The organism is Vibrio sp. SALL6, from assembly GCF_002002385.1.
Classification (GTDB): Bacteria; Pseudomonadota; Gammaproteobacteria; order Enterobacterales; family Vibrionaceae; genus Vibrio; species Vibrio parahaemolyticus.
On record NZ_MQVK01000027.1, the window covers coordinates 24,283 to 50,741 of the forward strand.

The window sequence follows — 26,459 nt, forward strand, 5'->3', positions numbered from 1 at the left end:
GAGAATCCCTGATTGGTTGAGGCTGTGTAACGGCAAACCCTTGTACTCTTAGGTCAAAAATTTAGCACATAGAGATATTAACTCTTATTTGGGTGCTAATAACAACCTTTGCGCGAAGAAATTTCGGAGCGAGAGTAGAGATGGATAAGCTAATCGTTACCGGCATAGATATTGGCCATAACAGCCTCAAAGCCGTAGTACTTAAACCCATTGGCGATCAATACGCCTTACTGGGTTACAAAGAAATATTACTTAAGGAAGGTATTGTCGCTGAAAATAACACTATAAATCATCAAGAAATTGTAAAGACCCTAAAGCAGATGAAAAAAGAGCTGCCTTTTGGGGCCAAGCGAGTGGCAATTTCTGTTCCAGACAACTCAGTTATTAGCAAGAAACTGCAAATCGAACAAAGCCTTGATGAGAGCGAAATCGAGTTTGCGGTGGTACAAGCTTTTTCTCATCAATCTCCTTTTCCTGTGGAAGAACTGAGTTTGGATTTTGTACGCCTTCGTGCTGAAGAAGGGATGCGTGGAACGGACAGTTATCAAGTATTCGCTACGCGCAAAGATGTGGTTGAAAGCCGAGTTGAGGCGTTGCAACAGTCTGGTTTAAAGCCTGTGTTGGTTGACGTGCACTCTCAAAGCCTAGGTCATATCTGGAAGCTTGCCGCAGAGCGTTTTCCTGAAAAAAACAAATACTGTTTGTTAGACATCGGCTCGCTAGCGAGTTCATTCACCATGTTTACCGAGCAAGGCGAACTGTTTCATAAGGAGTTTGCGTGCGGTACTCGTATTTCAATGGGGACGCCACAAGAAGACTTACTCTCTGATGATGCTCAAGCCAAAACGGAAGAGTTCAATCGTCAAGTGGTTGAGCGCGTAAAACGTCAAATGCAGCTCTATACCTCGATCAATGGTTCGCAAAACATCAAAGGCATTTGGTTATCGGGCGAGGGGGCATCGACGCCAATGTTGGCAGAAGAGCTCTCGCATCAGTTGGCATTGGAGTGCGAGTTGCTAAACCCACTCGGACTGTTTGAAATGAAAGTGTCGAAACGCAAGCGACGAGCGGCTGATTGGCAACATTTTTCGACAGCTGCAGGGCTGGCGGTCCGTGGCATTCATTGGTTAGGAGGTGTGCGTGCTTTATCGCATTAACTTATTGCCTTGGCGCGAAAATCAAAGGGAAGAGCATCGTCGTCGATTTGTCGGTTTAGTGGTATTGGGCGTCATGGTGGCGTTGGGGATTCAGTGGGGCGTTGGCAAATATTATGAGTATCAACAAGATCTTCAACAAGAGCGACTCGACTATCTAACAACGTACATTTCCGATCTAGATAAGCGGATAGAAGCGATGAAGATCGCGGAGCTTGAACACAGCAAAATCTTGGAACGCTTGAAAGTTGTGGAAGCGTTGCAAAATGGTCGGAATAAAACCACTGATTTTATGAACCTCATGCCTGCTGTTATTCCAGAAGGCGTGTATGTCGACAAGATCAAAATGAACGATCTAGAAATTGAAATCTCAGGTATTTCAGACAGTACACCTCGGCTAGCAACCATGCTCGATAACATGGAGCGTTCTGCCAAGCTACTGGACGTTGAAATGCACTCTATCGTGCACGGAAAAGCCCGTTTCGGTAAAGAGTTTCAGACCTTTAAAGTGTCCTTCATGTTCAACACGGTAGAAGAGAAGAAAGAGGGAAAACAACATGGTTAATTGGCAAGATCTAGAAATGGATGAGATTGCTGAATGGCCATTACTGCCTCAGCTTGTAGTGATCTGCCTGCTTGTTCTTCTTATCCAAGGGTTTGGTTATTGGTTTTACTTAAAGCCAGAAGAGGCTCGCTTGAACAATTTGATTCAAGAGGAGCAAACATTAAAAGTGGCATTGCGCATAAAAGCCAACAAGGTGGCTGCATTGCCTCAATTGCAATCTCAACTGGACGAGCTCACTACGCGTTATGAGTTGCTGTTGCAACAACTACCGGCACAAAAAGAGTTGGCCACAATGTTGGCGTCGGTAAACGAACTCGGTATCGACAACAAGTTAACGTTTACTCGAATCGATTGGGGAGAAAAGCAATCTGAAAACTTCCTGTATCGATTGCCACTAAATATCGAGCTAACAGGTGATTTCCACGATATCGGTCGTTTTTCACAGGCCATTGCCACACTGCCACGCATCATCACCTTTAAAGACGTGACTTGGCAGCGTGTCAGCCAAGAGAGTGAAACTTTGCACTTCCGAGTGAGAGCAAACACTTATCAGTTCAAGCCTGAGGAAAAGAAAGATGGGAAATAAATCTTTGCTGACGGTGTTGGTAAGCGCTCTATTGGTCGGGTGCCAGGCGAATGATGAATCATTAACGGATTTTATTCGTGGTGTTGAGAGCCAGGCTAGGCGAGATGTGGAGAAGCTCAAACCTTCTGACAAATACATCGCAGTGGCGTATGCCCCAGAAGTGATGCGTGCTCCTTTCGAATTGCCCAAAGAGGCGACCATCGCGACTCAACCTGTGGCGAGAAAAGATTGTTGGCAACCGCCGAACCGAGCGAGATCTGGCAAGTTAGAAAAATTCCCACTCAGCCAACTTCGTTTAAAAGGAGTTATGGGTATGGGGAACACCGTTTCTGGTTTAGTACAAGCCCCGAATGGCACGGTTTACAAAGTGAAACCAGGTCAATACCTCGGGCGTAATAACGGTAAGGTCACCCATGTTACCCACTCCTATTTGTTGATTAATGAAACCTTGCCCGATGGTTTGGGGTGCTGGCAAAAACGTAAAGTTAAGTTGGCTTTGAGATAGATATAGCTGCATTTATTTTTGATATTGAGTAATGAAAATGAGACAAGGATTAACACGTACACCAAGGATGCTTACTGGGCTCTTCTCCTTATGGTTGTTTTTACTTCTAGCCCCTTTAGCAGCAGCAGAAGATGTACAGTCTAATGCGCTCAAGAGCATCGACTTTCGCACTAACAAAAGCAAAGATGCCGTGATTGTGGTGGAGCTTGCATCCCCGGCGGCTATTGTTGATGTTAAACGTGTTCAAGAAGGATTAAGCATTGATTTAATGAACACGTCGGTAAAAGACGAACAGCTTTACCTTCTCGACGTGAAAGATTTCGCGACGGTGGTGGAAAGTGTGGAAGTGTTCCGCGATACCTCCACCACACGATTAGTTGCGTATATCGATGAAGAATACACGCATGACTATCGTTTGACGGGGCGTTATCTTGAAATCACTGTCAGCAAGCTTAAACCAAATGAAAAAGTGCCAGACAAGAGCATCTTAGAAAAAGAAGGCAAGCTGATCTCGATTAACTTCCAAGACATTCCTGTGCGTAACGTTTTGCAGCTGATTGCAGATTACAACCAGTTTAACTTGGTGGTTTCGGACTCTGTCGAAGGCAACCTTACACTGCGTCTTGATGGTGTGCCGTGGCAGCAAGTGCTCGACATCATCTTGCAAGTGAAAGGGTTAGATAAGCGTGTTGATGGCAACGTGATTTTGGTCGCTCCGACCGATGAGCTGGATTTGCGCGAGAAGCAGCAGTTAGAAAAACAAAAACTGACGGAAGAAATGGGGGAGCTTTCATCAGAAATCATCAAAGTCAATTTTGCTAAAGCTTCGGATATTGCAGAGATGATCAATGGTGAAGGCAACATTAGTATGTTGTCAGAGCGTGGCAGTATGACCATTGATGAGCGAACCAATTCGCTATTAATCAGAGAATTGCCAGAGAACATCGCCGTTATTCGCGAAATCATTGAATCGCTCGATATCCCAGTCAAACAAGTACAAATTGAAGCCCGAATTGTCACCATCAGTGAGGGTAACATGGATGAGTTAGGTATTCGTTGGGGCTTCACATCTATTAATGGTAATAACACCGTTGGTGGCTCTATTGAGAACAACCTAGCGACAATCGGTTTGTACGAAGGTGGTGGTGATGGCGAAGGTGAAGAGGGTGGTGATGGTGTTGGTATCGATGATTTTCTTAATGTGAATTTAGCCGCGACCAACCCGAATGCGGCGAGCATTGCGTTCCAAGTGGCAAAGTTAGGTTCTGATACATTATTGGACTTAGAGCTGTCTGCATTGCAGCAAGAATCAAAAGCAGAAATCATTTCGAGCCCACGATTGATTACGACCAATAAGAAGCCCGCGTACATTGAACAAGGTACCGAAATTCCTTATCTAGAATCTTCATCGAGTGGTGCAACGTCAGTGACCTTTAAAAAAGCGGTGTTGAGCTTGAAGGTGACACCGCAGATCACACCTGACAATCGTTTAGTGTTGGATCTGAGTGTGACCCAAGACCGACCTGGTAAGGTAGTGAAAACGGGCACAGGAGAGGCAATGGCAATTGATACGCAGCGGATTGGCACCCAAGTTCTGGTGAATAATGGTGAGACGGTTGTGCTCGGTGGTATTTTTCAGCACAGCATTACTAACTCAGTGGATAAAGTGCCATTGTTGGGCGATCTTCCGCTATTAGGCGCACTTTTCCGCCGAAGTTACGAAAACGTTGGTAAAAGTGAGTTACTAATTTTCGTTACGCCTAAGGTCGTTATTCAGTAGTGGCTATCAAGTAAATAGGCGATTAGATCAAAAATAAAGTTGCATTAGTGGCACCATGCTTGGATAATTTCGGGTCTTATCACGAATTATCTGTGAGGAACTGGTGCCACAAGCCTTGTAGAACAGCGGTTTAGCTGTGTTTTCTTGTGGCGATCTTATTGAATCAATGTTGTAAATTACTGCTAAACATGGCTGAGAAACGTAATATTTTCCTTGTTGGCCCAATGGGCGCCGGCAAAAGTACAATTGGTAGACATCTAGCACAGCAACTGCATATGGAGTTTGTTGACTCCGATACAGTGATTGAAGAACGCACTGGTGCAGACATCTCTTGGGTTTTTGATGTAGAAGGTGAAGAAGGCTTCCGTAAGCGTGAAGAAGCGGTACTTGAAGATCTGACTCAAGAACAAGGCATCGTGCTGGCAACTGGCGGCGGCTCTGTGAAAAGCAAAGAGAACCGTAACCGTCTTTCTGCTCGCGGTGTAGTTGTTTACCTAGAAACGACAATTGAAAAGCAACTTGCACGTACTAACCGTGACAAGAAGCGTCCTCTACTTCAAACGGACAACCCTCGTGAAGTATTGGAGCAATTAGCTGAAGAACGTAACCCGTTATACGAAGAAGTAGCGGATTACACTGTTCGCACTGACGATCAAAGTGCAAAAGTGGTAGCCAACCAGATCGTAAAAATGCTAGAAGAGAGATAAGTACTTATCTTCTTTTAATTGGAGCACACCGATGGAACGGATTACGGTCAATCTAGCAGAGCGTAGCTACCCAATCTCTATAGGCGCCGGGTTGTTTGAGGACCCGGCGTACCTTTCTCAAGTTCTCTCAAACAAAAATACCAATCAAAAAGTCGTTGTGATCAGTAATGTCACAGTGGCACCTTTGTATGCCAATAAAATCCTTCATCAACTAAAACAACTTGGTTGTGATGCTTCGTTACTTGAGTTGCCTGATGGCGAGCAGTACAAAAACTTGGATGTGTTTAACCAAGTCATGAATTTCCTGCTAGAGGGAAGTTATGCTCGTGATGTGGTCATTATTGCCCTCGGTGGTGGTGTAATCGGAGATCTCGTCGGTTTTGCTTCAGCCTGTTATCAGCGAGGTGTGGACTTTATCCAAATTCCAACGACGTTGTTGTCCCAAGTGGATTCTTCCGTTGGCGGCAAAACGGCAGTCAATCATCCGCTAGGTAAAAACATGATTGGCGCATTTTACCAACCGAAAGCGGTGATCATCGATACCAACTGTTTATCGACGCTACCTGAGCGTGAATTTGCTGCTGGTATCGCTGAAGTGATCAAATACGGCATTATTTATGATGGTGCATTCTTTGATTGGCTGGAAGAAAATTTAGACCGTTTATACACGTTGGATGAAGACGCGCTTACCTATGCCATTGCACGTTGCTGCCAAATTAAAGCTGAAGTGGTTGCACAAGACGAAAAAGAGTCTGGAATTCGTGCGTTGCTCAATTTGGGTCACACTTTCGGTCATGCGATAGAAGCTGAATTAGGCTACGGCAATTGGTTACATGGTGAGGCGGTGTCTTCTGGTACGGTGATGGCGGCCAAAACGTCACTTCTGCGTGGATTGATTTCTGAAGAGCAGTTTGAGCGTATTGTGGCATTGTTGCGCAGAGCGAAATTGCCAGTCCACACACCCGACAGCATGAGTTTTGATGACTTTATCAAGCATATGATGCGTGATAAAAAAGTGCTGTCAGGTCAATTGCGCTTAGTTCTACCAACCGGAATTGGCAGTGCGGAAGTGATAGCCGATACTTCACAAGAAGTGATTCAGCAGGCTATTGATTTCGGTCGCAGTATTTAACCTTGTAATGACGCCATCTGGCGTCATTCTTGTTGTTTAAGAAGGTTATTAGATGAGTTTTGCTCACGTTCTGGAATTAGATTCTCAAACCGAGTTATTGGATAGATTGGAGTTGTTGACCAACTTTGGCTCCAACCTTATTGCGATCAATGGCCCTGATGGGTATGGAAAATCTTGGCTGGCGCAACGATACCTTGAGCTGGGTGCGAGTAACAAAAATCAATGTTTGTTACTTTGCCATGCGACCCAAGATGACGTGCAGCGTCGCGTCCTCATCTTGAGTCAGCTGGTTTCCGATGCATTGTTTAATCAACAAGAGCCTTTACTCGACAGTCTAGAGCGTATTCTCGAAGGTGAGCCTTGCGATATTGCGATTGTTATTGATGACGCTCATTTACTTAGTGAAACGCTCGTTTCGGAGTTATGGACGTTAGTCTTAGAGGCGCATGAAAAGCCGAACTGGACGATCAACGTGTTGCTTTTTACTCAGTCTGGGCGTTTGGAGTCGGTCTTGTCTCGATTGAGTTATGGGCAAGAACTTAAGCCAGTTGAACTTGATATCGATATGCTATCCGAAGTGGAAGCGCGTCGTTTCTTCGAATCACTAGTGGTTAGGTATGTCGATGACGATGCGGAGAAACGTGTTCGAGATGCATTTAAGAAAGTCGACCCGATTCCGGGTGACATCATGGCATTAGGAGAGATGAAAGTGGAAAAAAGGATCATTATCCGTTCAATTGTCGGATCGCCACTCAACATCGCATTAGTGGTTTTGGTGCTACTGTTGCTGGCCGCTGGTGGTTATTGGTGGATGTTTAATCAGCCAAGCCCAGATGACAAAGCGCAGCAGATCACGGGAAGCATCGAGCAAACTGCCATTCCGACACTCACTGAGCCGACTCTTTCGCCATCAGAATCTAATTTAACCTCAGTGACTGACGACTTGCCAAATGACGGCGATTTATCAGATGCGACTGACGATTCCAACTCATTGCCACCAACGGTGACAGAAGAAGTAGCAAGCGTCGGAAATGATGACACCCAGCAGCGTGTGGTGATTGAATCTGACGTGGTTGATGCTCTGTTAGAAGGTAAGCCTGAGCAAGCGAATACAGACAATATTAAAGCGTTAGTAGAAGGGGCTGAACCTCAAGCGAAAACCCAGTCAGAGACAAACTCTTCTTTGATTAAAGTGGTGAAGCCAAGCGATGCCGCATCAGAAGAGGTTGCGAAAACAGAGACGACCTCAAGTAAACCTATCGTCAAATTCTCGTTTTCACGTGAAGAGTTAAAAGCGTTATCTCCAAGAGCGTACACCTTGCAGTTAGCAGCCATGACATCAATGGAAGATGTGCAAGCTTTTCTTGATGAGCATCAGCTGAATAACAAGGTACGCATTTATCCGACGGTTCGCAGTGGAACGGAATGGTACATCGTGACTTACCAAGATTATCCGACAATTCAAATGGCTCGAGACGCGGTAGAGAAGCTGCCAGATTCACTTAAGTCGGTGAGCCCATGGGCAAAATCGCTAGGTCAAGTACAGCGAGAAATTGATCGCGTGAAATAATCCTGAGCTTCGCTGAAAAATATGTTACATTCCGCAGCCTTAATTTTTGGTCGATAGAATAGAGCAATAGATGAAAAAGCAACGAGCCTTTCTTAAATGGGCTGGAGGAAAATACGGACTGGTTGAAGACATCCAACGTCATTTGCCACCGGCTCGAAAGCTAGTTGAACCTTTTGTTGGTGCTGGCTCGGTTTTTCTGAACACCGACTATGACCACTATCTGCTGGCGGATATCAACCCCGACCTGATTAATCTCTACAACCTGCTGAAAGAGCGTCCTGAGGAGTATATCTCGGAAGCGAAACGCTGGTTTGTAGCTGAAAATAATCGCAAAGAAGCGTACTTAAGCATTCGCGCGGAGTTTAATAAAACTGACGACGTAATGTATCGCTCACTTGCGTTCCTCTACATGAACCGCTTTGGCTTTAATGGCTTATGCCGTTACAACAAAAAAGGTGGCTTCAACGTGCCGTTTGGCTCTTACAAAAAGCCTTATTTCCCAGAGGCGGAATTGGAGTTTTTTGCTGAGAAAGCCAAAAAAGCCACGTTTGTGTGTGAAGGTTATCCTGAAACATTTCGTCGTGCGCGCAAGGGCAGTGTTGTGTATTGCGATCCACCTTATGCGCCACTTTCAAACACGGCAAACTTCACCTCATACGCTGGTAATGGTTTCACGTTGGACGACCAAGCTGCATTAGCCGACATTGCAGAAAGAACGGCTACCGAGCGTGGTATTCCTGTGTTGATTTCAAATCACGACACGACGCTAACGCGCCGCCTTTACCATGGTGCGGATTTAAGTGTGGTGAAAGTGAAACGTACCATCAGCCGTAACGGTAGTGGTCGTAACAAAGTTGACGAACTGCTCGCCCTGTTCAAAGTGCCGGAATCAGATAGCGCGGCTTCATAGTTCTGATACTATTTTCTCTAAATAGTGGATCTCCCCACTGGCTTCGGTAGAATTGCGCGCAAATTGGTTTGCTGTTTTGCTCGTCACTACTGAGGTCAGGTATGAAAGATTTTCTTATTGCTCCATCCATTTTATCGGCTGATTTTGCGCGTCTAGGTGAAGACGTAGAAAAAGTACTCGCAGCGGGTGCGGATGTGGTGCATTTCGATGTTATGGATAACCACTATGTGCCAAACCTGACTTTTGGTGCTCCTGTGTGTAAAGCGCTCCGCGATTACGGCATTACTGCGCCAATCGACGTTCATCTCATGGTGAAACCGGTAGATCGCATCATCCCTGACTTTGCGAAAGCTGGCGCATCGATGATCACCTTCCACGTTGAGGCCTCTGATCACGTTGACCGTACGCTTCAGCTTATCAAAGAGCACGGCTGTAAAGCGGGTGTGGTACTCAACCCTGCAACACCGCTCGCGCATCTTGAGTTCATCATGGACAAAGTTGACTTGATCCTACTGATGTCAGTAAACCCAGGTTTTGGTGGTCAATCCTTCATTCCTCACACGCTAGATAAACTGCGCGCAGTACGTAAGATGATCGATGAGTCTGGTCGCGATATCCGTCTGGAAATTGATGGTGGCGTGAAGGTAGACAACATTCGTGAAATCGCTGAAGCGGGTGCAGACATGTTTGTGGCGGGTTCCGCTATTTTTGGTCAGCCAGATTACAAACAAGTGATCGACCAAATGCGTACTGAACTTGCTCAAGTAGAGTAAGAGCTAAAAATAAGCGCTGTAATCCTCTGATTTTAAAGGCTGCCTCTCAACTGGTAGCCTTTGTCGTATCTGGGGTGAAGCCAGCAAGAAATATCCCGCACATCCCGTAAATAATCACTTGCCTATTTTGCGGCCTTTCTGTACTATTCGTGCTCCTTAAACTCAGTCAATTATCTTTAGTTCCTTGCTTCCTCTGGACGACTGAGCCAATTGTGGAAGCTGAATAATCCGTAAGGAGCAACCCATGCGTCATTACGAAATCGTATTCATGGTGCACCCAGATCAAAGCGAGCAAGTTGCTGGCATGATCGAGCGTTACACTGGTTCTATCACTGAAGCTGGCGGTAAAATCCACCGTCTAGAAGACTGGGGCCGCCGTCAACTGGCTTACCCAATCAACAAGCTTCACAAAGCTCACTACGTTCTAATGAACGTTGAAGCTGACCAAGCTGTAATCGATGAGCTAGAAACTGCTTTCCGTTTCAACGATGCAGTTCTACGTAACATGATCATGCGTACTAAAGCAGCGATCACTGAGCAATCTATCATGCTTAAGCAAAAAGAAGAGCGTGCTCCACGTCGTGAAGAGCGTTCTGAAGCTAAGCCTGAAGCTAAATCAGAAGCTGCTGAGTAAGTTTTGTTATGACCAACCGAATGGAGCTGAGCGGCACCATTGCCAAACCGCCCATTCGTAGTAAAAGCCCTAGTGGCATTGAACACTGTCGGTTTTGGTTAGAGCATCGCTCTACTGTTATCGAAGCTGATTTACCGAGACAAGTTTATTGTCGTATGCCGGTAGTCGTCAGCGGGCTTAGGTCACAAGCAATCACTCAGAATTTAGTACCAGGCAGTAACATTAAGGTAAGTGGTTTTGTCGCTTATCAGACCGGCCGAAATGGCGTTGGGAAATTAGTGTTACATGCCGACAACATTACTCAAATTTAAGATCAGGAGATAGCCCATGGCTCGTTTCTTCCGTCGTCGTAAATTCTGCCGTTTCACAGCAGAAGGCGTACAAGAGATTGATTACAAAGACGTAGCAACTCTTAAAAACTACATCACTGAAGCTGGTAAAATCGTACCTAGCCGTATCACTGGTACAAGCGCTAAGTACCAGCGTCAACTAGCACGTGCTATCAAGCGTTCACGCTACCTAGCTCTACTACCGTACACTGACAAGCATCAGTAATCGGTTCCGTTTATTAAGAAAGAGGATTAAGCAATGCAAGTTATTCTACTTGATAAAATCGGTAACCTAGGTGGTCTTGGCGATACAGTAAACGTTAAATCTGGCTACGCTCGTAACTTCCTTATCCCTCAGGGTAAAGCAGTTATGGCTACTAAAGGCAACGTTGAAATGTTCGAAGCACGTCGTGCTGAACTAGAAGCTAAAGTTGCTGAGCAACTAGCTGCTGCAGAAGCTCGCGCTGAGAAAGTTAACGCTCTAGAAGCAGTTGTTATCGCTTCTAAAGCTGGTGACGAAGGCAAACTATTCGGTTCAATCGGTACTCGTGACATCGCTGACGCTATCACAGCGGCAGGCGTTGAAGTTGCTAAGAGCGAAGTTCGCCTTCCTGAAGGTGCTCTACGTACAACTGGTGAGTTCGAGATCAGCGTTCAACTTCACTCTGAAGTTTTCGCTACTGCGAAAGTACAGGTTGTTGCTGCTGAGTAATTCAGTATCAAGACGAAATACTAAAAAGCACCTCTTCGGAGGTGCTTTTTTTTGTCTGAAATTGAGTGATAAAAATTGGAGATTAAAACGCGAAAAGTAGATTGACGGAGAACACACTGTCCGCTTTACTCAGCCCCTCTGGGACCTTATCGTGATACTGACGCGAGTGAGCGAGCTTTAAGGCGATATCCTCGGTGATGTTGTTAGTGGCACTCAGATCGCTATCCACACGCGTGTTACTTTGACCAGTGACCAATGTTATGTCAGCAGCTAAACTGAGATTCTCCAGTACATGCCAAGTGGTATTGAGGTTGCCACGGAAGATCCCTTCACGCACGATGTTGGGAAAGATAATATCATCGTCGTCGATTTCATCTAGGTTAGGTTCTTGATAACGAAAACCAGGCCCCACCTCTACTTCTAAGATAAAGTTATCAGTGTAGGAAAACTGGTAACCTAAGCCTCCCGATAACGTGTGATCTTTAAAATAAGCACTGTAGCGCGAATCTACCCCTTTGAAGCTACCGTACAGATAGGTTTTGGGACCTAATTTGTAGTCGCTTTGCACAGAATAGGTGGAAGAGCGTTTGTCTTCTTCACCATCTTTATAAAGGTTGTAATACTTCCATTCACCGTTAGAACGGTGCCTGCCAGACGTATACTCCGCACTCAAGCGAGCATTCAGGGAACGAGAGTCCGTGTTACCTGTGTGAGCTTGATAGCCAAATTCCACCTCAGTTTTCAGAGGGTTGGGCACATCAATATTTGGCTCTGGCGGTACTGATTCTTCAGCGTACGATGCACCAGTGCATAGCAAGCTCAAGCTAAGTAACCAGTCTCGGAACACATCAACCTCGAACGTAATTAAAAAGGAGGAGGATGATACTGATACAGATACTTGGTTGGGTCAATGGTAGGTTAAATTTTATTGGAGCTAGGCGTGATTCACCCATTGCTCCCTTAAGCTAATCACATGCTGATTTCTTAACAAGTAATTGTCGCATCGGGGAAGCATCTTAGTTAACTTTAAGGTTATAATCGTGGGTCATTAGTAGTTATCGAGCAAAGTCATGGCGGAAAACAGAAATCGCAAACCTTCAGATAGTCAGGTCGACGCAATCAAAGTGCCACCTCACTCACTAGAAGCGGAGCAATCAGTGATTGGTGGTCTCTTACTGGACAATGAACGTTGGGATACCGTTGCTGAGCGAGTGGTCGCCAGTGATTTCTATAGCCGTCCGCACCGTCTAATTTTTGAAGGTGTGAAAACCATTCTGGAGTCGGGCAAACCGCTTGACCTTATCACTTTGTCAGAGCACCTAGAGCGCCATGAGCAACTAGAAGATGTGGGTGGTTTTGCTTACCTTGCAGATTTAGCGAAAAACACCCCAAGTGCTGCCAACATTAATGCCTACGCAGACATCGTGGCAGAGCGTGCGATCGTCCGTGGTTTGATTGGTGTTGCGAACGAAATTGCGGATGCGGGGTACGATCCTCAAGGTCGCAGTTCTGAAGATCTAATAGACATGGCGGAGAGTAAAGTTTTTGCTATCGCCGAGTCTCGCACCAGTGAAAACGAAGGTCCACAAAACGTCGACAACATCCTCGAAAAGACGCTAGAACGTATCGAACTGCTGTACAAAACGCCGCAAGATGGTGTCACAGGGGTAGATACTGGTTTTACTGATCTCAACAAAAAGACCGCGGGTCTCCAAGGTTCTGACTTAGTTATTGTGGCAGCGCGTCCATCGATGGGTAAAACCACCTTTGCGATGAACTTGTGTGAAAACGCGGCAATGCAGCAAGATAAACCAGTCTTGATTTTCTCGTTAGAGATGCCAGCCGAACAGTTGATGATGCGTATGTTGGCGTCTTTGTCTCGTGTAGACCAAACCAAGATCCGTACGGGTCAGTTAGATGATGAAGATTGGGCTCGAATTTCTTCTACTATGGGTATCCTGATGCAGAAGAAAAACATGTACATCGATGACAGTTCAGGCTTAACGCCAACTGAAGTACGTTCACGTGCCCGTCGCGTTGCTCGTGAGCACGGAGGTCTGTCGATGATCATGGTCGATTACCTTCAGTTGATGCGCGTGCCTTCGCTAACCGATAACCGTACCCTAGAGATTGCTGAGATTTCTCGCTCGCTTAAAGCACTGGCGAAAGAGTTGAATGTGCCAGTTGTGGCACTATCGCAGCTAAACCGTTCCCTAGAGCAACGAGCGGATAAACGACCTGTTAACTCGGACTTGCGTGAGTCGGGTTCCATCGAGCAGGATGCCGACTTGATCATGTTCATCTACCGTGATGAGGTATATCACCCGGATAGCCCATACAAAGGCACGGCGGAAATAATTATCGGTAAGCAACGTAACGGCCCTATCGGTTCGGTACGACTTACCTTCCAAGGACAACACTCGCGCTTTGACAATTACGCGGGTCCAGCATTCGATATTGATGATGAGTAATGCGATGAGCTACATGAAAGCCGCAAAAGCATGCATTGACTTGTCTGCGTTGCAGCACAACTTGCTGCGTGTGAAAGCACAAGCGCCAGATAGTAAGGTCATGGCTGTAGTCAAAGCTAATGGTTATGGTCATGGTCTCCGTCATGTGGCGAAACATGCTAATCATGCTGATGCTTTTGGTGTGGCTCGTATTGAAGAGGCGCTGCAACTGCGCGCTTGCGGTGTGGTAAAGCCGATTCTATTGCTAGAAGGTTTTTACTCGCCGGGTGATCTGCCTGTTTTAGTGACGAACAACATTCAAACTGTGGTGCATTGTGAAGAGCAGCTTACCGCATTGGAACAAGCGGATTTAGAAACGCCAGTGGTCGTTTGGCTGAAGATCGACAGCGGGATGCATCGTTTAGGCGTTCGCCCTGAGCAGTATGATGAATTTATCTCTCGCCTAAAAGAGTGCCCGAATGTGGCGAAGCCATTACGATACATGAGCCACTTTGGTTGTGCGGATGAGCTGGATAGCAATATCACGCCGCAACAAATAGAGTTATTTATGGCATTGACGTCAGGCTGTCAGGGTGAGCGTTCGTTGGCAGCATCGGCGGGCTTGTTGGCATGGCCTCAGAGTCAGTTGGACTGGGTTCGACCAGGGATCATTATGTATGGTGTGTCGCCCTTTAGTGACAAAACGGCGCAAGATTTGGGCTACCAACCAGTAATGACCTTGAAGTCACACCTGATTGCAGTTCGTGAAGTGAAGAAAGGTGAAAGCGTGGGGTACGGCGGTATCTGGACCAGTGAACGCGACACCAAAGTTGGCGTCATCGCAGTGGGCTACGGCGACGGTTACCCAAGAAGTGCTCCTAACGGCACTCCAGTATGGGTCAATGGTCGCAAAGTACCGGTCGCGGGGCGAGTGTCAATGGATATGCTGACCGTGGATTTAGGTCCTGATGCGACAGATAAAGTCAGTGACGAAGCGATTCTTTGGGGTAAGGAACTGCCCGTTGAAGAAGTCGCAAATCATATTGGGACGATAGCTTACGAGTTGGTGACCAAATTGACCCCACGTGTCGAGATGGAATACACCAAATAGAAAGAGCAAGGCTAACCATACGGTTAGCCTTTGTTTTATCTCTCTCATTCACCATTGATGGTTGCAATCACGCGACGGCTACCACCAAAGTCTCGGTGTTCACCCAAGTAAATACCCTGCCATGTTCCCAATGCTAATCGGCCGTTTTGGATCGGTATCGTCACACTGCTGCCAAGCAGTGATGTTTTAATGTGTGCGGGCATGTCGTCATCACCTTCATAGGTGTGCTGATAATAGGGTGCACGCTCAGGCACAAATTTGTTGAAATGTGCTTCCATGTCCATGCGAACGGTTGGGTCGGCATTCTCATTTAAGGTCAGACTGGCGGAGGTATGTTGAATAAATAGATGTAACAAACCTACTGAAAACTCGTTTATTTGCGGTAATTGTTGTTCAATTTCATCAGTAATTAGATGAAAACCCCGACTTCTTGCTTTTAATTGCAGTGTTTTTTGTGCCCACATACGTGTTCCTTTGGAAATTTATAAATTGGCGTCTATCCTATTCCAATTAGAGCCTGTCATAAGTAAGTGATATGATTCTTGCCATCATAAATGAATTGTTCAATTTCAGGGCAGGGAACGTGACCTAACTCAATGTGAGGGTAAAAGCACTCGGTCATAATTGGCGCCTGAAAAAAAATTACAAAGACTTGTTTTGTGGCAATTCGCCCAAACATCTCATTAATATTCTATTTGCTAAATCGGGGATTCCACAGTTTTCGCTAGACTGTAAGGAATGGAACCTACTGTAACATCGGGATAAAGACCATGTTGAAAAATATCAATCCAACGCAAACACAAGCTTGGAAAGCGCTAACTGCGCATTTCGAATCTGCACAAGATATGGATCTTAAAGAGCTGTTTGCTCAAGACGCGGCGCGTTTTGACAAATACTCTGCACGTTTCGGCTCAGACATCCTAGTCGATTACTCAAAGAACCTCATCAACGAGGAAACTCTGAAGCACCTGTTCGCTCTTGCTAACGAGACTGAGCTTAAGTCTGCAATTGAAGCGATGTTCAGTGGTGAAGCGATCAACCAAACAGAAGGTCGCGCTGTTCTGCACACTGCACTACGTAACCGTTCGAATAAACCAGTAATGGTTGGCGGCGAAGACGTAATGCCAGCGGTAAACGCGGTTCTTGAGAAAATGAAATCATTCACTGAGCGTGTAATCGGCGGTGAGTGGAAAGGTTACACAGGTAAAGCAATCACAGATATCGTAAACATCGGTATCGGCGGCTCTGACCTTGGTCCCTACATGGTGACGGAAGCTCTAGCGCCATACAAAAACCACCTAAACCTTCACTTCGTATCTAATGTTGATGGTACTCACATCGTTGAAACGTTGAAGAAAGTTAACCCAGAAACAACGCTATTCTTGATCGCGTCTAAGACGTTCACAACTCAAGAAACCATGACTAACGCGCACACTGCACGTGATTGGTTCCTAGAGTCTGCGGGTGATCAAGCGCATGTGGCTAAGCACTTCGCTGCGCTGTCTACTAACGCTCCAGCGGTATCTGAGTTCGGTATCGACACAGACAACATGTTTGAGTTCTGGGACTGGGTTGGTGGTCGTTACTCACTATGGTCAGCAATCGGTCTTTCAATTGCACTAGCAGTTGGTTACGACAACTTCATTGAGCTTCTAGACGGCGCTCACGAGATGGATAACCACTTCGTATCAACAGACCTAGAAAGCAACATCCCTGTGATCCTTGCGCTTATCGGTATTTGGTACAACAACTTCCATGGCGCGGAATCAGAAGCAATCCTGCCTTACGATCAGTACATGCACCGTTTCGCGGCGTACTTCCAGCAAGGTAACATGGAATCTAACGGTAAGTACGTTGACCGTGACGGCAACGCAGTGACTTACCAAACGGGCCCTATCATCTGGGGTGAACCTGGTACAAACGGTCAGCACGCGTTCTACCAGTTGATCCACCAAGGCACTAAGCTGATCCCATGTGACTTCATTGCACCAGCAATCAGTCACAACCCAGCTAGCGATCACCACCAAAAACTGATGTCGAACTTCTTTGCGCAAACTGAAGCACTAGCGTTTGGTAAGAGTGAAGAAACCGTGAAAGAAGAGTTGGTGAAAGCAGGTAAGAATGCTGAAGAAGTGGCAGCGATTGCACCATTCAAAGTATTTGAAGGTAACCGCCCAACCAACTCTATCCTAGTGAAGCAAATCACGCCTCGTACACTAGGTAACCTGATCGCAATGTACGAACACAAAATCTTCGTACAAGGTGTTATCTGGAATATCTTCAGCTTCGACCAGTGGGGCGTGGAGTTAGGTAAACAACTGGCTAACCAAATCCTACCTGAGCTAGCAGATGCGTCTCAAATTAGCTCGCACGACAGCTCAACAAACGGTCTAATCAATGCATTTAAAGCGTTCAAAGCTTAATGAATGTTTGAATAGAAAAAGAAAAGGTCAGCAAATGCTGACCTTTTTTATTGCCTGAGGCAGAAACAAAATAGGTTGGCACTGGCCAACCTATTTTTTCTCTTTTATTCGAAGCAGATTTCGATGAAGGCATTTCCCCATTGGGAAGAGAAAGGCATGATGATGATTGAGCCTTCACATTTGTGGCGAATCGTATGGCCTCGGCCAGATACCACCACCGGAGTTGCCATATCAAAATCAAATCCGCTTTCAGCCAGAATGCGCTTGGCACCACCAGTAACCATGTTGGTGATCTCACCTACCATATCGGTCACTTCTTCATTGAGTCCATTTGGACGCTCACCAAGCATGTTTTGCATGATTTCTAGCGCTAACGCTTCATCAAAGGTTATGGACATGGAACCACGTGTTTGTGGACCTACCATGCCAATCAAACCAGAAACGTCACCTCGTGCGATCTCATCCTTTTTGATTCGCGGTTTTTGTGGCTTCAGCTCAAGAGAAGCCATGGTTTTTAGCACGTTTATTAAAGAGGCTAAAAACGGGTTTACAAATTCAGCGCGCATAACGTTCTTCTATACTTTGTCTTTCGTCTCGGAGGAACAGGCCTGGCATTCACCATGAGTTTCAATCACGTGGTTGGTCAGTTTGAATCCAAGCTTCTCGGCATTTTCGGTTAACAAGGATATCAGTGTCTCATCTTCGAGTTCAACGACATCACCACACTTATCGCAAATCAGTAGTTGGAAGAAGTGCTGTTGAGTATTGAAAGAACAACAAGTTATAAAACTGTTTGTTGATTCGACTCGATGGATAAATCCTTGTTCTAGGAGAAAATCTAACGCACGATAAACCGTTGGAGGCTTAGCCTGAGGCTCACTCTCTTTTAGTTGCTCCAATAGTTCGTACGCACTTGAGGCGCGGCGATTAGAACAAATGAGTTCAAAGACGCGTCGGCGTTGCGGAGTCAATCTTACTCCACGCTCTGCGCAGATATTTTCAATTTGTTCCATGATTGTTGGGTTCAAACCTTTCACCATAACTATCGGACGAGCTCTATGATAAATCATTTCTAAACGAAGTTCGTTTAGAAATGCCTCATTTTACCTAGGTTCAGAACGAAAATCATGAATTAAAGTCATTCCCTGTCATTCAGAAGTCAAAATGGCAATCACAAAGTTAAGATGGTTGCGTATAAATTGACCATTGTGTGTTTTCTATGGACGGCGGTTATAAAGGAATATCTACGTTAGTTTGCATATCTTGTTGGTGCAAAGTGACTGGCTTTCAAGCCGTCGTCGCCTCTGTAGACTAAGTCATGCTCGTTGACGCTAGCACCTAAAGGTGACTGGGTATACAATGTCCGACTTAATTTTTGAGCGCACAGCTGCGCTCGACCTTGGCAACATAAAAACGGGTGTTTAAATCATGACTCATTCTTGCAGGCTCTCTGTAGCTCCAATGTTGGATTGGACCGATCGTCATTGTCGCTACTTCCATCGCTTAATGACCAAAGAAACCCTGCTGTACACTGAGATGGTGACGACAGGCGCGATCATTCATGGAAAAGGAGATTTCCTCGCTTACAACGAAGAAGAGCATCCGTTAGCCCTTCAGTTAGGGGGCTCAAACCCACAAGATTTGGCCAAGTGTGCCAAACTGGCGCAAGAGCGTGGCTACGATGAGATTAACTTAAACGTAGGTTGCCCATCAGATCGTGTCCAAAATGGTCGCTTTGGTGCTTGCCTGATGGCGGAGCCACAATTGGTCGCGGATTGTGTCGCTGCAATGAAAGATGTGGTTGATGTTCCTGTTACGGTTAAGACACGTATCGGTATTGACGATCAAGATTCTTACGAGTTCCTGACTGACTTCATTTCTATCGTTTCAGAGAAGGGTGGCTGTGAACAGTTTACTATTCACGCGCGAAAGGCTTGGCTTAGCGGTCTAAGCCCGAAAGAAAATCGCGAGATCCCACCGTTGGACTACCCACGTGCATACCAATTGAAGCAAGACTTTTCTCACCTAACCATCGCGGTGAATGGTGGCGTGAAATCCCTGGAAGAAGCGAAAGCGCACCTTCAGCATCTTGATGGTGTGATGATCGGTCGTGAGGCTTACCAAAGCCCTTACTTGCTTGCCTCGGTGGACCAAGAGCTGTTTGGTTCTGCTGCTCCGGTGAAGAAGCGCAGCGAAATTGTTGAAGAGATGTACCCATACATTGAAGCGCAGCTTGCGAAAGGTGCGTACCTTGGTCATATCACGCGTCACATGTTGGGTCTGTTCCAAAATATGCCGGGTGCTCGTCAATGGCGCCGTCACATCAGTGAAAATGCGCACAAGCCAGGCTCTGGTCTAGAAGTGCTGCAAGATGCCTTAGCGAAGATTCCAAAAGAACTGAATGTGTAAAATTCACCAGTGGTTGGTTAAAAACACCAACTAGCGAATAAATAAGCCAGAGTGCAGAAATGTCTCTGGCTTTATTTTTATTTAAAAATCATAATCTTAATTAAAGCTCGATAAGTTGGTATGGAAACTGCTCTGTGTTGATGAAAACAAATGGAGAAGTGATTATGTTGGAACTGATCTTTATTTTAGTATTTGCCGCGACCCTATTAGTAACAGGCATCACAATGATGACGGTGTTCGCTGCAACAGGTATTGCGTTGGTTGTGATGTTTTTGCTTGGCATGGTCGGAGCGGTACTCAAACTATTGCCATGGCTAATCGTCATCGCATTGGGTATTTGGTTTTTCAAACACTTCGTTGCCCAACCGCGTTATAAATAGTTGGGTATAGACGATTTAGTTGATAGCGAGGCGTGAGAGTATGGTATATTTCCCCTCACGCCCTCATTGTTGAATATCAGCTATCTCGGAGTACACATTCCATGACAAATAAAGCGACCATCGCTTTAACAGCATTATCATTAGCCGCATCTCTTCCTACATTCGCAGAATCTTCTTTTTCCGCAAAAGTGGGGGCAGAAGTATGGGGTGCAGATACAAAAGTTAATGAAGTAAGAAGAGATAGCAGTACAACGGGTACTTTTTACGCTGCCATTGAGCACGATGTGAAATACGTACCGAATGCACGTCTACGTTACTCAAGTGTTGATGCCGATTACATGGGCTTTGATAAACTCGATTTAACCATGTACTACCAAGTGCTAGACCATGATCTATTGCATTTTGATGCGGGTGTTACATTCAGCAATCTAAGCGATACGAAATACATTGATGCTGGTACAAATAAGCGTACTGAAGAGTTTGATGAGCTTATCTGGGCTTGGTACGGCTACGCAGAGATCCAAGTGCCTAATACGAACTTTGATGTGATTGGTGAGATGAACTTTGGTGACAACAAAGGCATCAAGAGCACGGACTTAATGGCTGGCATTCAATACCATGTGCCACTACAAGACGCTCAGTTGGCTTTCCGTGGTGGATACCGCGTGATCGATTTAGAGTCGGAAGTGTTTCTCTCAAGCTTAGGTAAAGAGTTTATCTTCGCAAATGGCTTCTTTGTTAGTGCGGAATACTCATTTTAATTCGACGCCTTTCTTTGGTTTTAAAAACGCCACGATATAAGTGGCGTTTTTTTATACCACTTCATTATATCTATTCGAATTTCTCTCCCTATTTTGTTCAGGTAGACCATGCTTATTTAGGAGCAATGGGAAAGTTAGAGCAGGGATAGCGATGACAATAAATGAACTAAGACATCTATTTCGTGAAAACCAGCTTGTTGAAGCCATTATTGAACCAGCAATCCAAGAAGGTGGATGGGTTGTTGAGTTTAGGCATGCGCGAGGTGGTTTCGTGTTTCTGACCGACAGTCACGGTGAAGAATGTTTGTATGAAGATTTAGATGCCGCCTCAAAATCAGCCATGGCGGTGGGCTTTCAACAAGTCCGCATCGAAGATCGCTGAGCAAAAAGTAAGCCGTTCTTACTTCCAAAAAGTTATAAAACATTCACTTCTATTCTTTCTTGTTATTAAGGAGAGTGGGTACTCTATCGTCACGCAATGAATAGGGATGTCGTGATAATGTCTTTTCAAAAGAATGAGTATTCTCACAAGAATGTGTCTGAAGATAATAATGGGCAAGGCGGAAATCCTCCGATCGCAAGCCCTCTGAATGACCAACAATTTAATTCACTCCAACAAACTGTCTCTGAGTTGTCTTCGCAGCAACTTGCTTGGGTCAGTGGGTACTTTTGGGGTTTAGCTCAACATCAACCAAGTGCGGCGGCAACACCAATCGCCCAAGCAGCTGCCGCAGTATCAGCAAAGCCTGCCGGTAAGTTGACCATCATTTTTGCTTCTCAAACCGGTAACGCAAAAGGTGTTGCTGAAGCGTTAGAACAAGAAGCGAAAGCAGAAGGAATTGCAGTAGAGCTGTTTGACGCAAGCGACTACAAAGGCAAAAACTTAGCCAAAGAAACGCACGTCATCATTGTTGCTTCTACCAACGGTGAGGGTGAAGCGCCAGACAATGCCATTGAGCTGCACGAGTTCTTACAATCTAAGAAAGCGCCTAAGCTATCAAACCTTCAATATGGTGTGATTGCATTGGGTGATTCTAGTTATGAGTTCTTCTGCCAAACTGGTAAAGACTTTGACATGTACTTAGCAAAACTGGGCGCGACGTCTTTTATTGACCGTATTGACTGCGATGTGGATTACGAAGCGGCAGCGGAAGAATGGCGCAAGAATGCGCTAGGTAAAGTTAAAGAGACACTATCTTCTGGCAATGAAGCGGAAATTGTTCAACTTCCTGTAGGGCAAGCGGCAGCTTCACATTCTCAGTACAACAAACAAAATCCATACACAGCGACGTTACTCACCAGCCAAAAGATCACGGGTCGAGACTCGGGTAAAGATGTTCGCCATATTGAAATCGATCTAGATGGTTCGGGTCTGACATATCAACCAGGTGATGCTTTGGGTGTGTGGTACGAAAACAGCTCTGAGCTTGCTAATGAAATTCTAGGTAAAGTTGGTTTGTCTGGTGTTGAAACAGTTGACGTTGATGGCGAAAGCTTATCTATTCACAGTGCTTTAGTGGGTAAGTTCGAGATCACGACATCTAACCCACAGCTAGTGGCTAAGTTTGCCGAGTTATCTGGCAGCAAGAAACTACAAAAGCTGGTGGAAGATAAAGACAAGCTTCGTGAGTACTCTGCCAACACTCAAATTGTTGATGTATTCGCAGAGAAGAAAACCAAACTGACCGCGGATGAGTTGGTTGGTTTATTGCGCCGTTTGACGCCTCGTCTTTACTCTATTGCTTCTAGCCAAGCTGAAGTGGATGAAGAAGTACACCTTACCGTCGGGTTGGTTGAATATGACCACAACGATGAAAAACGTTACGGTGGCGCATCGAGCTTCTTAGCTCAACGTCTAGAAGAAGGCGGTGACGTAAAAGTATTTGTAGAGCACAACAATAACTTTAAACTGCCAGAAGATGATAATACACCGATCATTATGGTTGGGCCGGGCACTGGTATTGCGCCATTCCGCAGCTTTATTCAAGAGCGTGAAAACCGCGATGCTGAAGGTAAAAACTGGTTGTTCTTTGGTGATCGCACGTTCACACAAGATTTCTTGTACCAAGTGGAATGGCAAAAATACCTTAAGTCGGGAGTGTTAAGCCGCTTAGATGTTGCTTTCAGTCGTGACCAAGTAGAAAAAGTTTATGTACAGCACCGCATTTTAGAAAACGCCGCGCAAGTATGGCAGTGGATTCAAGATGGTGCTTACATCTATGTATGTGGTGATGCGACTTGTATGGCGAAAGATGTCCATGACGCATTGGTCATTGTTGCGGAGCAAGAAGGCAAGATGCCACGTGACGATGCAGAACAATTTATTAATGATTTACGTAAAGCGAAACGTTATCAGAGGGATGTGTACTAATGACTTTTTCTACTGAAAATAACAAGCAGATTGTATTAGGCGAAGAGCTAGGGCCACTATCTGATAACGAACGCCTAAAAAAACAAAGCAATCTATTACGTGGAACCATCGCCGAAGATTTGCAAGACCGAATCACTGGCGGCTTTACAGCGGATAACTTCCAGCTTATTCGTTTCCACGGTATGTATCAGCAAGACGATCGCGATATCCGTAACGAGCGTACCAAGCAAAAGCTTGAGCCTCTTCATAACGTGATGCTTCGTGCTCGTATGCCTGGCGGTATTATTACGCCAACACAATGGCTGGCGATCGACAAGTTTGCTACAGAACACTCGTTATATGGAAGTATTCGCCTGACGACACGTCAAACGTTTCAGTTCCATGGCGTATTAAAACCAAATATCAAGTTGATGCACCAAACGCTCAACAGCATCGGTATTGATTCAATCGCGACAGCAGGAGACGTTAACCGTAACGTACTGTGTACCACGAACCCGGTAGAGTCTGAATTGCATCAAGAAGCTTACGAGTGGGCGAAGAAGATCAGTGAACACCTTCTACCTAAAACTCGCGCGTATGCTGAAATTTGGTTAGACGGAGAAAAAGTCGAATCGACCGAAGAAGATGAGCCGATTCTGGGCAAAACTTACTTACCACGTAAGTTCAAAACAACCGTAGTCATTCCTCCACAAAATGATGTGGATGTCCACGCGAACGATTTGAACTTCGTTGCGATTGCCGATAACGGCAAATTGGTTGGCTTTAATGTGTTAGTGGGTGGTGGTTTGGCGATGACGCATGGCGATACGTCGACTTACCCACGCCGAGCTGATGACTTTGGTTTCATTCCTCTAGAAAAAACCTTAGATGTTGCGGCTGCGGTTGTAACAACTCAGCGTGACTGGGGTAACCGTTCAAACCGTAAAAACGCTAAAACCAAATACACACTCGACCGCGTCGGTACAGATGTCTTTAAAGCAGAAGTAGAAAAACGCGCAGGCATTCAGTTTGAAGCTAGCCGCCCGTATGAGTTCACTGAGCGTGGTGACCGTATTGGTTGGGTAGAAGGTATCGATGGTAAATTCCACTTGGCGTTATTTATCGAGAATGGTCGATTGCTGGATTATCCGGGTAAGCCGCTGAAAACGGGCGTCGCTGAAATCGCGAAGATCCACAAAGGTGACTTCCGTATGACCGCCAACCAAAACCTAATTGTTGCGGGTGTACCGAAAAGCGAAAAAGCGAAGATTGAAAAGATCGCTCGTGAACATGGCTTAATGGATGACAATGTCAGCGAGCAGCGTAAAAACTCAATGGCGTGTGTGGCATTCCCAACTTGTCCTCTAGCGATGGCAGAAGCTGAACGCTTCCTCCCTCAGTTTGTCACGGATGTTGAAGGCATTCTGGAAAAACACGGATTGCCAGAAAATGACAATATCATTCTGCGCGTGACGGGGTGCCCAAATGGTTGTGGCCGTGCGATGTTGGCTGAAATTGGTCTGGTAGGTAAAGCGCCGGGTCGTTACAACTTACATTTGGGGGGGAATCGTGCTGGTACACGCGTACCTAAAATGTATAAAGAGAACATCACGGATAAACAAATCCTAGAAGAGATTGATCTGCTGGTGGCTCGATGGTCGAAAGAGCGTGAGGAAGGCGAAGCCTTTGGCGATTTCACTATTCGTGCAGGCATCATTCAAGAAGTGTTCGTATCAAAGAGGGACTTCTATGCTTGATTCTGTGGCTTCCAAACCGGAGCTGGCGGAGTTACTGACATTAACAAAGACGGAGCAAATACTCCGTCTTGCACAAATCAATGTCGAACTTGAACAGCTGTCGGCACAAGAGCGAGTAAAGTGGGCTTTGGAAAATCTGGATGGAGAGTTTGCGGTATCCTCAAGCTTTGGTATCCAAGCTGCTGTCATGCTTCATCTTGTGACTCAAGAAAAACCTGACATCCCAATTATTCTTACGGATACCGGATATCTGTTTGCAGAAACGTATCGCTTTATTGATGAGTTGACAGAAAAACTCAACCTTAATCTAAAAGTTTATCGAGCGGAGCAAAGTGCTCAATGGCAAGAAGCACGTTATGGCAAATTATGGGAGCAGGGCGTTGAGGGGATCGAGAAGTACAACAAAATAAATAAAGTCGAGCCAATGCGTCGTGCATTGAAAGAACTTAATGTTGGAACATGGTTTTCAGGTTTACGTAGAGAGCAAAGTAAATCACGAGCGGGTTTACCGATACTGTCGATTCAAAATGGCGTGTTTAAGTTTCTGCCCGTAATCGATTGGACTAATAAAGATGTTCACTACTACCTCGAGCAACATGGTCTTACCTATCATCCACTTTGGGAAGAAGGTTACTTGTCTGTTGGGGATACACATACGACACGTAAATGGGAGCCAGGAATGTCAGAGGAAGAAACTCGCTTCTTTGGTTTAAAGCGTGAATGTGGACTTCATGAAGATGATGGTAATGAACAAGATGGTTCAGGTATCTAGTTACAGATATATCTATCTATAGAAGAAAGCTGCGATCATGCAGCTTTCTTTATTTATAGGCATAAGTAATGGGATTAAAAATACACATTTTAGGATAACTCTGTGGATAAGTTGTTTGATAGTTTTGGGTAAAGTTGGATAAATAAAGCTTTGGGCGAAAAGTCGTCGTTTAATCATTATTTTTGCAATTTTTGCAAAATAACACTTGCCAATGTGAGCGCGATCTCTATAATGCCACCTCGTCGACAGGGCAAGGGCTCGCAAGGGTTTCAGCAAGGTTGGCAAGGCTAGAAAGAAAAACGAAATAATTTTAAAAAAGTGTTTGACACAATAAATTATCTCGCTAGAATGGCCGCCTCTTCCGAAGTGATGTGAATCACAAAGAAGAATAGCTCTTTAACAATATAGACCTATCAATCTGTGTGGGCACTCGTTGATGATAATCCAATTAGATACCTCGGTATCAAATTAGGTTTCAATGAAACGAAGTGACCATTGAATCTTCGGATTCAGCACAGTCAATTCAAACATTACTTTATGTAATGTTCAGTATTCATTGAGCCGAAAAAACTTTAAATTGAAGAGTTTGATCATGGCTCAGATTGAACGCTGGCGGCAGGCCTAACACATGCAAGTCGAGCGGAAACGAGTTATCTGAACCTTCGGGGGACGATAACGGCGTCGAGCGG

Annotated in this window: 28 protein-coding genes and 1 rRNA gene; 25 read left to right on the forward strand and 4 right to left on the reverse strand. The window is 45.4% G+C overall.

Translation table 11 applies throughout. The features are described 5' to 3' along the window. The first annotated feature begins 140 nt into the window (after nucleotides 1-140). The 14 genes from pilM (at nucleotide 141) to rplI (ending at nucleotide 11,357) form a co-directional block, all read left to right on the forward strand. Nucleotides 141-1,157, forward strand: coding sequence for a type IV pilus biogenesis protein PilM (gene pilM, locus BIW15_RS18180; protein ID WP_077281399.1), 1,017 nt, complete (start codon nucleotides 141-143; stop codon nucleotides 1,155-1,157). After that, on the forward strand, nucleotides 1,141-1,719 hold the full coding sequence (locus BIW15_RS18185; protein ID WP_015297396.1) for a PilN domain-containing protein: 579 nt from the start codon (nucleotides 1,141-1,143) through the stop codon (nucleotides 1,717-1,719). The genes pilM and BIW15_RS18185 overlap by 17 nt, the downstream gene beginning before the upstream one ends. Continuing rightward, nucleotides 1,712-2,305, forward strand: coding sequence for a type 4a pilus biogenesis protein PilO (locus BIW15_RS18190; protein WP_005496571.1), 594 nt, complete (start codon nucleotides 1,712-1,714; stop codon nucleotides 2,303-2,305). Before BIW15_RS18185 ends, BIW15_RS18190 begins: the two co-directional genes overlap by 8 nt. Next, nucleotides 2,295-2,810 (forward strand): pilus assembly protein PilP, encoded by a 516-nt coding sequence (locus BIW15_RS18195; RefSeq protein ID WP_005454781.1) that lies wholly within the window; start codon nucleotides 2,295-2,297, stop codon nucleotides 2,808-2,810. The genes BIW15_RS18190 and BIW15_RS18195 overlap by 11 nt, the downstream gene beginning before the upstream one ends. A 31-nt stretch (nucleotides 2,811-2,841) precedes the next feature. Then, on the forward strand, nucleotides 2,842-4,590 hold the full coding sequence (locus BIW15_RS18200) for a type IV pilus secretin PilQ (RefSeq protein WP_005488227.1): 1,749 nt from the start codon (nucleotides 2,842-2,844) through the stop codon (nucleotides 4,588-4,590). A 188-nt stretch (nucleotides 4,591-4,778) separates the two neighbouring features. Beyond that, nucleotides 4,779-5,297, forward strand: coding sequence for a shikimate kinase AroK (gene aroK, locus BIW15_RS18205; protein ID WP_005381319.1), 519 nt, complete (start codon nucleotides 4,779-4,781; stop codon nucleotides 5,295-5,297). 31 nt (nucleotides 5,298-5,328) lie between these two features. Next, nucleotides 5,329-6,429, forward strand: a complete 1,101-nt coding sequence (gene aroB, locus BIW15_RS18210; RefSeq protein ID WP_077281400.1) for a 3-dehydroquinate synthase — start codon at nucleotides 5,329-5,331, stop codon at nucleotides 6,427-6,429. A 52-nt stretch (nucleotides 6,430-6,481) separates the two neighbouring features. Then, nucleotides 6,482-7,999, forward strand: a complete 1,518-nt coding sequence (locus tag BIW15_RS18215; RefSeq protein ID WP_077281401.1) for an SPOR domain-containing protein — start codon at nucleotides 6,482-6,484, stop codon at nucleotides 7,997-7,999. Nucleotides 8,000-8,069: 70 nt separating this feature from the next. Continuing rightward, the gene (locus BIW15_RS18220; RefSeq protein ID WP_077281402.1) at nucleotides 8,070-8,909 is read left to right on the forward strand and encodes a Dam family site-specific DNA-(adenine-N6)-methyltransferase; all 840 of its coding nucleotides are present in this window, start codon (nucleotides 8,070-8,072) and stop codon (nucleotides 8,907-8,909) included. 101 nt (nucleotides 8,910-9,010) lie between these two features. Continuing rightward, nucleotides 9,011-9,682, forward strand: coding sequence for a ribulose-phosphate 3-epimerase (rpe, locus tag BIW15_RS18225; RefSeq protein WP_017449467.1), 672 nt, complete (start codon nucleotides 9,011-9,013; stop codon nucleotides 9,680-9,682). Between the two features lie 244 nt (nucleotides 9,683-9,926). Next, nucleotides 9,927-10,316: a 30S ribosomal protein S6 gene (gene rpsF / locus BIW15_RS18230; RefSeq protein ID WP_005381299.1), complete on the forward strand. Its 390-nt coding sequence runs from the start codon at nucleotides 9,927-9,929 to the stop codon at nucleotides 10,314-10,316. A gap of 8 nt (nucleotides 10,317-10,324) precedes the next feature. Next, nucleotides 10,325-10,627, forward strand: coding sequence for a primosomal replication protein N (gene priB / locus BIW15_RS18235; protein ID WP_077281403.1), 303 nt, complete (start codon nucleotides 10,325-10,327; stop codon nucleotides 10,625-10,627). Nucleotides 10,628-10,643: 16 nt separating this feature from the next. Further along, entirely contained in the window at nucleotides 10,644-10,871 is a 228-nt protein-coding gene (gene rpsR, locus BIW15_RS18240; RefSeq protein WP_000090472.1) for a 30S ribosomal protein S18, read from the forward strand. A gap of 33 nt (nucleotides 10,872-10,904) precedes the next feature. Beyond that, a complete protein-coding gene (gene rplI / locus BIW15_RS18245) occupies nucleotides 10,905-11,357 on the forward strand; it encodes a 50S ribosomal protein L9 (protein ID WP_041154703.1) in 453 nt (150 codons plus the stop codon). Nucleotides 11,358-11,439: 82 nt separating this feature from the next. Here rplI and BIW15_RS18250 read toward each other — a convergent pair whose 3' ends face one another. Beyond that, nucleotides 11,440-12,204 carry a DUF481 domain-containing protein gene (locus BIW15_RS18250; RefSeq protein WP_077281404.1) on the reverse strand — a complete coding sequence of 255 codons (765 nt, stop codon included), beginning with the start codon at nucleotides 12,202-12,204 and terminating at the stop codon, nucleotides 11,440-11,442. 223 nt (nucleotides 12,205-12,427) lie between these two features. Here BIW15_RS18250 and BIW15_RS18255 point away from each other — a divergent pair, with 223 nt between their 5' ends. Both BIW15_RS18255 and alr read left to right on the forward strand, forming a co-directional pair. Continuing rightward, nucleotides 12,428-13,828, forward strand: coding sequence for a replicative DNA helicase (locus BIW15_RS18255; RefSeq protein WP_005455859.1), 1,401 nt, complete (start codon nucleotides 12,428-12,430; stop codon nucleotides 13,826-13,828). A gap of 13 nt (nucleotides 13,829-13,841) precedes the next feature. Then, on the forward strand, nucleotides 13,842-14,918 hold the full coding sequence (gene alr / locus BIW15_RS18260) for an alanine racemase (RefSeq protein ID WP_077281411.1): 1,077 nt from the start codon (nucleotides 13,842-13,844) through the stop codon (nucleotides 14,916-14,918). 44 nt (nucleotides 14,919-14,962) lie between these two features. Here the strand turns inward: alr and BIW15_RS18265 are convergent, their stop codons facing one another. After that, nucleotides 14,963-15,382, reverse strand: a complete 420-nt coding sequence (locus BIW15_RS18265; RefSeq protein ID WP_077281405.1) for a secondary thiamine-phosphate synthase enzyme YjbQ — start codon at nucleotides 15,380-15,382, stop codon at nucleotides 14,963-14,965. A 306-nt stretch (nucleotides 15,383-15,688) separates the two neighbouring features. Here BIW15_RS18265 and pgi point away from each other — a divergent pair, with 306 nt between their 5' ends. After that, the gene (gene pgi, locus BIW15_RS18270; RefSeq protein WP_077281406.1) at nucleotides 15,689-17,341 is read left to right on the forward strand and encodes a glucose-6-phosphate isomerase; all 1,653 of its coding nucleotides are present in this window, start codon (nucleotides 15,689-15,691) and stop codon (nucleotides 17,339-17,341) included. Nucleotides 17,342-17,445: 104 nt separating this feature from the next. On the opposite strand, the gene BIW15_RS18275 is transcribed toward pgi, so the two are convergent. Together BIW15_RS18275 and zur are read right to left on the reverse strand one after the other, a co-directional pair. Further along, nucleotides 17,446-17,907 (reverse strand): chemotaxis protein CheX, encoded by a 462-nt coding sequence (locus BIW15_RS18275; protein WP_077281407.1) that lies wholly within the window; start codon nucleotides 17,905-17,907, stop codon nucleotides 17,446-17,448. Nucleotides 17,908-17,916: 9 nt separating this feature from the next. Beyond that, a complete protein-coding gene (gene zur, locus BIW15_RS18280; protein WP_077281408.1) occupies nucleotides 17,917-18,381 on the reverse strand; it encodes a zinc uptake transcriptional repressor Zur in 465 nt (154 codons plus the stop codon). A gap of 388 nt (nucleotides 18,382-18,769) precedes the next feature. Here zur and dusA point away from each other — a divergent pair, with 388 nt between their 5' ends. The 8 genes from dusA to BIW15_RS18330 form a co-directional block, all read left to right on the forward strand. After that, nucleotides 18,770-19,750 carry a tRNA dihydrouridine(20/20a) synthase DusA gene (dusA, locus tag BIW15_RS18285; protein ID WP_077281409.1) on the forward strand — a complete coding sequence of 327 codons (981 nt, stop codon included), beginning with the start codon at nucleotides 18,770-18,772 and terminating at the stop codon, nucleotides 19,748-19,750. A gap of 164 nt (nucleotides 19,751-19,914) precedes the next feature. Then, nucleotides 19,915-20,130, forward strand: a complete 216-nt coding sequence (gene pspG, locus BIW15_RS18290) for an envelope stress response protein PspG (RefSeq protein ID WP_077281412.1) — start codon at nucleotides 19,915-19,917, stop codon at nucleotides 20,128-20,130. A 101-nt stretch (nucleotides 20,131-20,231) separates the two neighbouring features. Beyond that, complete coding sequence (locus BIW15_RS18295; protein ID WP_005455819.1) at nucleotides 20,232-20,891, forward strand: TIGR04219 family outer membrane beta-barrel protein; 660 nt, start codon at nucleotides 20,232-20,234, stop codon at nucleotides 20,889-20,891. 151 nt (nucleotides 20,892-21,042) lie between these two features. After that, nucleotides 21,043-21,273 (forward strand): hypothetical protein, encoded by a 231-nt coding sequence (locus BIW15_RS18300; protein ID WP_005455817.1) that lies wholly within the window; start codon nucleotides 21,043-21,045, stop codon nucleotides 21,271-21,273. Between the two features lie 117 nt (nucleotides 21,274-21,390). Then, nucleotides 21,391-23,262 (forward strand): assimilatory sulfite reductase (NADPH) flavoprotein subunit, encoded by a 1,872-nt coding sequence (locus tag BIW15_RS18305; protein ID WP_077281410.1) that lies wholly within the window; start codon nucleotides 21,391-21,393, stop codon nucleotides 23,260-23,262. After that, a complete protein-coding gene (cysI, locus tag BIW15_RS18310; RefSeq protein WP_015297344.1) occupies nucleotides 23,262-24,998 on the forward strand; it encodes an assimilatory sulfite reductase (NADPH) hemoprotein subunit in 1,737 nt (578 codons plus the stop codon). The genes BIW15_RS18305 and cysI overlap by 1 nt, the downstream gene beginning before the upstream one ends. Then, a complete protein-coding gene (locus BIW15_RS18315; RefSeq protein ID WP_021449750.1) occupies nucleotides 24,991-25,770 on the forward strand; it encodes a phosphoadenylyl-sulfate reductase in 780 nt (259 codons plus the stop codon). Before cysI ends, BIW15_RS18315 begins: the two co-directional genes overlap by 8 nt. A 574-nt stretch (nucleotides 25,771-26,344) precedes the next feature. Continuing rightward, a 16S ribosomal RNA gene (locus BIW15_RS18330) occupies nucleotides 26,345-26,459 on the forward strand; the annotation flags it as partial.

What these genes read in the sequence shown, in the direction of transcription:
- pilM (WP_077281399.1), top strand. Translation starts at nt 141, where the DNA reads ATGGATAAGCTAATCGTTACCGGCATAGATATTGGCCATAACAGCCTC.
- BIW15_RS18190 (WP_005496571.1), top strand. Translation starts at nt 1,712, where the DNA reads ATGGTTAATTGGCAAGATCTAGAAATGGATGAGATTGCTGAATGGCCA.
- BIW15_RS18195 (WP_005454781.1), top strand. Translation starts at nt 2,295, where the DNA reads ATGGGAAATAAATCTTTGCTGACGGTGTTGGTAAGCGCTCTATTGGTC.
- BIW15_RS18200 (WP_005488227.1), top strand. Translation starts at nt 2,842, where the DNA reads ATGAAAATGAGACAAGGATTAACACGTACACCAAGGATGCTTACTGGG.
- aroK (WP_005381319.1), top strand. Translation starts at nt 4,779, where the DNA reads ATGGCTGAGAAACGTAATATTTTCCTTGTTGGCCCAATGGGCGCCGGC.
- aroB (WP_077281400.1), top strand. Translation starts at nt 5,329, where the DNA reads ATGGAACGGATTACGGTCAATCTAGCAGAGCGTAGCTACCCAATCTCT.
- BIW15_RS18215 (WP_077281401.1), top strand. Translation starts at nt 6,482, where the DNA reads ATGAGTTTTGCTCACGTTCTGGAATTAGATTCTCAAACCGAGTTATTG.
- BIW15_RS18220 (WP_077281402.1), top strand. Translation starts at nt 8,070, where the DNA reads ATGAAAAAGCAACGAGCCTTTCTTAAATGGGCTGGAGGAAAATACGGA.
- rpe (WP_017449467.1), top strand. Translation starts at nt 9,011, where the DNA reads ATGAAAGATTTTCTTATTGCTCCATCCATTTTATCGGCTGATTTTGCG.
- rpsF (WP_005381299.1), top strand. Translation starts at nt 9,927, where the DNA reads ATGCGTCATTACGAAATCGTATTCATGGTGCACCCAGATCAAAGCGAG.
- priB (WP_077281403.1), top strand. Translation starts at nt 10,325, where the DNA reads ATGACCAACCGAATGGAGCTGAGCGGCACCATTGCCAAACCGCCCATT.
- rpsR (WP_000090472.1), top strand. Translation starts at nt 10,644, where the DNA reads ATGGCTCGTTTCTTCCGTCGTCGTAAATTCTGCCGTTTCACAGCAGAA.
- rplI (WP_041154703.1), top strand. Translation starts at nt 10,905, where the DNA reads ATGCAAGTTATTCTACTTGATAAAATCGGTAACCTAGGTGGTCTTGGC.
- BIW15_RS18255 (WP_005455859.1), top strand. Translation starts at nt 12,428, where the DNA reads ATGGCGGAAAACAGAAATCGCAAACCTTCAGATAGTCAGGTCGACGCA.
- alr (WP_077281411.1), top strand. Translation starts at nt 13,842, where the DNA reads ATGAAAGCCGCAAAAGCATGCATTGACTTGTCTGCGTTGCAGCACAAC.
- BIW15_RS18265 (WP_077281405.1), bottom strand. Translation starts at nt 15,382, where the DNA reads ATGTGGGCACAAAAAACACTGCAATTAAAAGCAAGAAGTCGGGGTTTT.
- pgi (WP_077281406.1), top strand. Translation starts at nt 15,689, where the DNA reads ATGTTGAAAAATATCAATCCAACGCAAACACAAGCTTGGAAAGCGCTA.
- BIW15_RS18275 (WP_077281407.1), bottom strand. Translation starts at nt 17,907, where the DNA reads ATGCGCGCTGAATTTGTAAACCCGTTTTTAGCCTCTTTAATAAACGTG.
- zur (WP_077281408.1), bottom strand. Translation starts at nt 18,381, where the DNA reads ATGGTGAAAGGTTTGAACCCAACAATCATGGAACAAATTGAAAATATC.
- dusA (WP_077281409.1), top strand. Translation starts at nt 18,770, where the DNA reads ATGACTCATTCTTGCAGGCTCTCTGTAGCTCCAATGTTGGATTGGACC.
- pspG (WP_077281412.1), top strand. Translation starts at nt 19,915, where the DNA reads ATGTTGGAACTGATCTTTATTTTAGTATTTGCCGCGACCCTATTAGTA.
- BIW15_RS18295 (WP_005455819.1), top strand. Translation starts at nt 20,232, where the DNA reads ATGACAAATAAAGCGACCATCGCTTTAACAGCATTATCATTAGCCGCA.
- BIW15_RS18300 (WP_005455817.1), top strand. Translation starts at nt 21,043, where the DNA reads ATGACAATAAATGAACTAAGACATCTATTTCGTGAAAACCAGCTTGTT.
- BIW15_RS18305 (WP_077281410.1), top strand. Translation starts at nt 21,391, where the DNA reads ATGTCTTTTCAAAAGAATGAGTATTCTCACAAGAATGTGTCTGAAGAT.
- cysI (WP_015297344.1), top strand. Translation starts at nt 23,262, where the DNA reads ATGACTTTTTCTACTGAAAATAACAAGCAGATTGTATTAGGCGAAGAG.
- BIW15_RS18315 (WP_021449750.1), top strand. Translation starts at nt 24,991, where the DNA reads ATGCTTGATTCTGTGGCTTCCAAACCGGAGCTGGCGGAGTTACTGACA.